This window comes from Methanococcoides seepicolus (assembly GCF_023684405.1).
GTDB classification, from domain to species: domain Archaea; phylum Halobacteriota; class Methanosarcinia; order Methanosarcinales; family Methanosarcinaceae; genus Methanococcoides; species Methanococcoides seepicolus.
The window spans coordinates 1-5,671 of sequence record NZ_JAGSOI010000096.1 but is presented as its reverse complement, the minus strand read 5'-3'; the positions used below and the strand labels follow the sequence as shown (position 1 = coordinate 5,671).

The 5,671-nt window shown below is 44.8% G+C and carries 4 protein-coding genes; all 4 read left to right on the top strand.

The window, feature by feature from the left end:
• Positions 1-242: 242 nt before the first annotated feature.
• The 4 genes from KDK67_RS13395 to KDK67_RS13380 are packed head-to-tail and all read left to right on the top strand — an operon-like array spanning position 243 to position 5,034.
• Positions 243-1,736, top strand: a complete 1,494-nt coding sequence (locus tag KDK67_RS13395) for a 2-isopropylmalate synthase (RefSeq protein WP_250869347.1) — start codon at positions 243-245, stop codon at positions 1,734-1,736.
• Positions 1,737-1,741: 5 nt separating this feature from the next.
• Complete coding sequence (locus tag KDK67_RS13390; RefSeq protein ID WP_250869345.1) at positions 1,742-2,497, top strand: TatD family hydrolase; 756 nt, start codon at positions 1,742-1,744, stop codon at positions 2,495-2,497.
• Between the two features lie 20 nt (positions 2,498-2,517).
• Positions 2,518-3,153 carry an MBL fold metallo-hydrolase gene (locus KDK67_RS13385; protein ID WP_250869343.1) on the top strand — a complete coding sequence of 212 codons (636 nt, stop codon included), beginning with the start codon at positions 2,518-2,520 and terminating at the stop codon, positions 3,151-3,153.
• Positions 3,154-3,165: 12 nt separating this feature from the next.
• Positions 3,166-5,034: a YgiQ family radical SAM protein gene (locus KDK67_RS13380; protein WP_250869342.1), complete on the top strand. Its 1,869-nt coding sequence runs from the start codon at positions 3,166-3,168 to the stop codon at positions 5,032-5,034.
• Positions 5,035-5,671 lie beyond the last annotated feature (637 nt).

Here is a 5,671-nt window from a genome sequence, read left to right as displayed (position 1 = left end):
ATATCAATTGCTGGTGCTTACTGAGTTACAAAATAAGGTTGAAGGTAGTAATTTGTTTGGTAGTTTTTTTTAAGGAAGGTGTTATCAAACTAGAATGGGGGGAATTATGAGCTAATTTGAAATTCTCCAATGTAATAAACTACTTCAAACGTTTTCTATTTATACCATTAATCATGTAGTATTAATGATTATTATGGATACAAATACACAACTGAGGGATCGATTTTTACGTCGATGAACCCATCCGAAACCGAAAGATAAGCATTTTTGACACTACCCTTCGTGACGGCGAACAAACCCCCGGCGTATCCCTAACTCCTGAGCAAAAGATCGAGATAGCTCACCAGCTTTCCAAGCTTGGAGTGGATACCATCGAAGCAGGGTTCCCCATAGCCTCCGCAGGAGACATGGAATCCGTTCGCAACATCGCAAACGCAGGCCTCACATCAGAAGTATGTGGTCTTGCGCGCGTACTAACAAAGGATCTTGATACATGTATAGATGCAGGCGTTGGAATGATACATACTTTTGTTTCCACATCTGACATCCAGAGGATACATACCATCAAAAAGAGTCGCGAAGAAGTCGTCGAGATGTCAGTAAATGCCGTACAATACATAAAGGACCACGGTATGCGCTGCATGTTCTCTGCAATGGATGCAACCCGCACAGACCTTGACTATTTAATAGAAGTATACAAGGCAGTTGAAGACGCAGGATGTGACATCATCAATGTCCCTGACACAGTGGGAATAATTGCACCCTCCGGTATGTACCGCCTTATCAGCAAACTGGACAAAGAGATGAACATCCCGATAGACACCCACTGTCACAATGACTTCGGACTTGCCGTTGCAAACAGTCTCATGGCAATAGAAGCCGGTGCAAGTCAGGCACAGGTCACCGTCAACGGATTGGGAGAACGTGCCGGTAATGCAGATCTTGCGGAAACAGTAATGAGCTTGCACTCTATATACGGTGCAAAGACGAACATCAATACCGAGTATATCGTAGAGACCGCCCGAATGGTCGAACGTTACACAGGCGTTCAAATACCTCCCCACATGCCTATTGTAGGAGAGAACGCATTTGCTCATGAATCCGGCATACACACCCACGGTGTCCTCGAAAATTCCGATACATTCGAACCAGGCATCATGACACCTGAAATGGTCGGACACACTCGAAGGATAGTACTCGGAAAACACGCAGGAAAGCACGCTGTCCTCAGATCATTGCAATCTGCGAACATCAACCCAACCGATGCTCAGCTCGATGCGATCATCAAAAAGGTGAAAATGCTTGCAGACAAAGGCAAACGCATAACTGATGCAGACCTTTACACGATAGCATTCGATATCCTTGGAAGACCTGAAGGAATGCCACCTATAGACCTCAAAGAGGTCAGTGTCATGACCGGTAACATAACCACATCTACCGCAGTCGTAAAAGCACTCTTCAACGGAAAAGAATGCGTAGCATCGAATGTAGGTGTAGGTCCAGTTGACGCTGCCCTAAAAGCAGTCGAAACCCTTATCGGACAGCATGCAAAAGTGACCATCCATGACTTCAGGATAGAAGCAGTCACCGGTGGATCCGATGCACTCGCAGAAGTGGTGATCGGAGTGCAGAACGACAAAGGCAGGATAGTGACCGCACGCGCAGCAAACGTTGACATTGTCCTCGCATCGGTCGAAGCTCTCGTAACAGCTATTAACATGCTCCTCAAAACATAAGGAGCATGCTAAAGGTCATAGACTCACACTGTCACCTTGACTTCCCAAAGTTCAACCGTGACCGTGATGAAACAATAGAAAGAGCACGCAATGCGGGTGTTGTTAAAATGGTCAACTCGGGAATTGACCTTAAATCAAACCAGGCAACACTCGCACTTGCAAATGAATACGATTTTATCTATCCTACAATTGGCCTAAGCCCTCTGGTAGTATCCCACTACGGCAATGAAGTCGCCAATTCGATCATTCTCCAGCTAGAACTACATGCAGAACAAGCAGCAGGTATAGGGGAAGCAGGTCTTGACTATCATTACTATAAGGAAGACAAGGAAAGAGAACACCAAAAACAATACTTCCGTAAAGTAATAGAGATAGCAGAAAAATATGAAAAGACACTCGTAATTCACGGAAGGGAAGCCGAAGAAGACTGTTTTGAAATGGTAAAGGACCTCGACAAGGTCGTCTTCCACTGCTATGGAGGCTCAATAGAAACAGCCGCCAGGATAACCGATGCAGGATACTACATATCCATCCCCACAATAGTCTGTTTTTCAGAGCACCATAAGAAAATAGCAGAGAACGTCCCCCTTGACAAAATGCTCATTGAAACCGACAGCCCATACCTATCCCCTCGCAAAGGTCGGAACGAACCCGCATTCGTACTGGACAACCTCTCAGTAATAGCAGAAGCAAAAGGCACAGACCCTGAGACCATTGCAAACGCCACCTTCAGGAACACGAAGAAGATATTTGGTATCTAAAACATACCCGGAGTCAAACAATGAAGATCACCAGCATAACCACATCCCCATACGCATCCAACTCATACCTCATAAACGAAAAGATACTCATCGATCCCGGAATGGATACCGATCGGCTCATACAAAAAATAAAAGAGCACACACAACCGGAAAACATCGAACTGATAATACTGACCCACTCCCACTTCGACCATTGCGCCGCAGCTAAATCCGTAGCAGAAATATGCAATGCCCCTATAGCCATCCACAAAGATGATGCTCAAGCCCTGAAAAGTAGAGAAGAAAGTGTATCCATACTCTTCTCAGCACCAGCCCCGGACATAGACCCGGACATCCTCTATGCAAACGGTGACATAATAAAGATAAGCGAAACCGAAGCCATGGAGGTCATTCACACCCCCGGCCACACCCCGGGAGGAATATCACTCTACGAGCCATCTTCGAAAAGCCTTTTCTCCGGTGACACTGTATTCCCGAACGGAGGAATTGGCCGCACCGATTTTACCGGTGGCTCATTGGACCAGCTTTCAGCATCCATAGAAAAACTAACAGAACTGGATGTGATCACCCTCTACCCAGGACACGGCCCAGTTACCAGTGATGACGTGAACAAGCAGATACGTTTATCACTACAGATGTCAAGAGCATACCGATAAAAGGACAAACACATGTCACAGAAAAAACGTAACCCGAAAAGGATAGATACATCCCGCTTTCTCCCAATGGACATTAAAGATATCAAGAGTCGCGGATGGGATCAACTTGACATAATCGTTGTAACAGGCGACGCCTACGTAGACCACCCCGGCTTTGGTGCAACCATCATAGGACGCGTACTGGAAGATGCAGGATTCAAAGTAGGGATAATCTCCCAACCGAACTGGGAAGACACAAAGGATTTCACCAAACTGGGAAAACCCCGGCTTTTCTTCGCAGTAACTTCAGGGAACACTGACTCAATGGTCAGCAACTACACCCCTGCCCTCAAGCCACGCCCAAAGGACATGTACTCCCCTGGAGGCAAACCAGGACTTCGCCCCAGCCGTGCAGTCGTTGTCTACTCCAACCGCCTAAAACAAACATATCCTGACGTACCTATTGTCATCGGCGGAATAGAAGCGTCCCTCAGGCGTTTTGCTGAATTCGACCACTGGTCCGGCAAAGTAAGGCAATCGATACTCGCCGATGCTCCCGCAGATCTGCTTGTATATGGAATGGGAGAGCTGCAAACACCTGAAATCGCCCGAAGGCTCGATTCAGGTGAAGATATCAGGAACATAAATGATATTCCCGGGACCACATGGAAACTTGAGGTGAAAAAATGGAAGGAAGCGAAAGAGAACGATCAGATACCTTTCCCTTACGTGGAAATGCCTTCCTACAATGAAGTATCAAAGGACAAGCCTACCTATGCAAAAGCATTCAAGCTAATGTATGACCAACAGGACCCCGTAAGAGGTATTGCCCTTGTCCAGCCTCATCCAAAAACGACCATCATCCAGAACCCCCCAATGAGACAGCTTTCCCAAAAGGAACTTGATCATGTCTATGATCTACCTTACACCCGACGGGAGCATCCCTCATACAAAGAGCCAGTACCTGCTCTTGAAACTGTCAGATTTTCAATAACAACTCACAGAGGCTGTTTTGGAAGCTGTTCTTTCTGTGCCATCGCACAACATCAGGGAAGAATGATAACAAGCCGTAGTATTGACTCCATCCTGCATGAAGCTGAGCTTCTGACAAGAATGAAAGAATTCAAAGGCAACATAATAGGGGTTGGCGGACCAAGTGCTAACATGTATGCCATGAAATGCAAGAACTGGGAGAACAAAGGCGCCTGCAAGGATAAACTTTGTCTTTACCCTGAACCCTGCCCCTCCATGGACACATCCCACAAAGAAAATATCGAAATGCTGCGCCAGCTTAGGGAAATGCCTGAAGTAAAGCGTGTTTTTGTAAGTTATGGAGTTCGATATGACCTCGCCTTACAAGACCCTGAATATATCACAGAGCTCTGCCAATATCACGTCAGCGGCCAATTGAAAATTGCACCTGAACACTTTTCAAAATCGGTTACGGACTGTATGAAAAAGCCAGGAAGAGAAGTATTTGAAAAATTTGCCAAGATCTTTAAGGAAACTAACAAGAAACTGAACAAAGACCAGTATCTTGTAACATTCCTTATGTCAGGCCACCCTGCATGTACAATGGATGATATGATAGAACTTGCAGAGTACATCAAAGCAACTGACAGATATACCGAACAGGTACAGGATTTCATACCAACCCCGATGACCGCGGCAACCTGTATGTTCCACACAGGACTTGATCCCTTCACAGGAAAAACAGTCTATGTAGCTACTTCTCGTAGAGAAAAGAACATCCAGAGAGCGATGATGCATTATCGTGATCCGAAAAACCATGGTCTTATCTTCGAAGGACTGAAAAATGCAGACCGTCAGGACCTTATCGGGAATACCTGGAATTGCCTTATACCACGAAAAGGCAAGAATATGTTTGCACCAAAAAGATGAAATTTTTTATAATATGAAGATTATCGATATGCTAGTGCGACAAGAAGTTAAAACATGAACTGCGGCAACGCTATCCCTTCCATTTGGGATAATCCTACTATGACATGCGAAACTGGTAACGGTTTGGTGTGAAGCTCATAGGACAATGTGGAGAAATTCAGAAATCTAATCTGAATCATCTGCTAGGATAAAGAATACTATGAAGAACGTAAAGTGAACCATTGTAAGAATCGTAACGATAAGCAAGCGAAAGTAGATTGATTAATCCACAAAGGGATTAATAACGCTTGAACCAAAAGGTACAGAATCCGACCATTATGGCTTAGTTTACATAATGGGAAATGGACAAATGATTCTCGGTTTATAGATGGCTTCTAAGGTATTCATAACTATTCATAATTTAGAACTTGGTAAGCCCTATATGTTCCCTTCGGGGTAGGAATTCCGCAAGGAATGACGATGATATAGAGGGTAGAGGAACGGAGTAGAAAGCGAATGACAAATGGTAATAATTTGTATAAGGGTTCAAAATTTGCCCTAACCCGAAAGGATGCAGACTTACTCTATGGTATCAAAACGTATGAATGAAGGTATAACTATGAATGTAAGTGATTCAACTACACCAAATAACGAAGCA